General features: G+C 44.9%; 1 protein-coding gene and 2 pseudogenes. All 3 read right to left on the bottom strand.

The genetic code is table 11. The features are described 5' to 3' along the window. A pseudogene (locus tag ABEQ74_RS29875) lies at positions 1–178 on the bottom strand (Crp/Fnr family transcriptional regulator); the annotation flags it as partial. A gap of 259 nt (positions 179–437) precedes the next feature. Further along, positions 438–962 (bottom strand): DoxX family protein, encoded by a 525-nt coding sequence (locus tag ABEQ74_RS29870; RefSeq protein WP_430125975.1) that lies wholly within the window; start codon positions 960–962, stop codon positions 438–440. 263 nt (positions 963–1,225) lie between these two features. Further along, positions 1,226–1,371, bottom strand: a pseudogene (locus tag ABEQ74_RS29865) (Crp/Fnr family transcriptional regulator); the annotation flags it as partial.

The raw sequence follows: 1,371 nt of genomic DNA, 5'->3' as shown, positions 1-1,371 counted from the left end.
CAGCGGGATGGTCACCTGCAGCATTAGCAATTGCGCCTTGCAGGAAGCCGCCAGCATCAAAGCCACCACCCGTTAATTTACCCCAGCCTGCCGTCATCCATTCATAACCGAGATAAACCCGGATAAAGGTCAGTAACCACATTGCAATTTTGTTATTTCTCAGCCAGTTGTTAAACATATAAACCACTCCTTAGATGACTTAATAGATGTTGTAATGAATACGATGTTTCTTATGTTCATGTTGTCGACTCTTGTTGCTTGGGGAAGTGATCACCTTCTCTATGTCTTTATTATAAGTGAAATAAATCACAATATATGTGATTAAAATCACAATTGTGGACAAATTCATAAAAAAAATTGCATACCTATGGATTAACGTCATAAAAAACAATAATACGGATGACCGGGATGGAAGGCCGCGATCATCCGTTCATTGTTCAAACGGCGTGATTCTGCAAAGAGGATGGTTCACTGCTGATTTTTGCTTTACGGGTGAGTTTGTGCTGGAGGTAAGGCATAAGCCAGCGGTCGAGTCCGATTCTGCCGCCGTTGGCAGCTGCGAGAATGATCAGAAATTCCAGCAGCAGGAGCTGACCGTTGATGCTGATGGACCCGGAGAAGAGGAAGGCTGAATTCATGACCAGCCCCATAAGCGCTGCAAACACGGTGAATGTGCCGAGGATAAGGCCAAGTCCCACGAGAAACTCACCTATCGGGATGAGGATGTTGAACCATTTGACGGCCGGCAGTGCAGCATGCTTCAAAAATGCGGCCCACCAACCTTGAACGGCCGGGTGATCTCCGGTGGATTTAGAGATAGCCCCTTGCATAAATGCGCTTGCATCAAAACCTTTCGTTAACTTGCCCAAGCCGGCGGTCATCCACTTATACCCGACATACACCCGAATGACCGTAACGAGCCACATGGCGATCCTGCTTGATTGAAACCATTGAATAAACACCCGCACCACTCCTCCATGAATAATCATTCTCTTTTTGTTTTCAGATTTTTGTAAATTTGAAATTTGCAAGAGCGATGAGGCTTGAAAAAATAGCAACAATCTATTTGATGTCGCTTCTTCACAAAATATTCATAATTACATAAATCTGTATTTACATACAGTATTCTCAATGTTCGAAATGTGGCATGGGTTACTGGCATAAAAAAAGATGATGGAGAACCCGAAGGCTCTCCACCATCCATTAGTTTATTCAGGGGTGTATCTTACGCGATCCGCTTTTTAAGCGGTGTATGGGTAGTGCCACCTTCATGATCGGTTTTATGCGTCATTTTGTTCCAGAGACCGCGGAGATAAGGGAGTACCCAGTGGTCAAGGCCGATTTTACCAGCGTTGGCAGCAGCGACGACGA

Origin of the sequence: Paenibacillus solani, assembly GCF_050475945.1 — a bacterium.
GTDB classification, from domain to species: domain Bacteria; phylum Bacillota; class Bacilli; order Paenibacillales; family Paenibacillaceae; genus Paenibacillus_AQ; species Paenibacillus_AQ solani_A.
The sequence above is the reverse complement of the archived record's forward strand: the minus strand, read 5'-3'. Positions and strand labels throughout refer to the sequence as shown.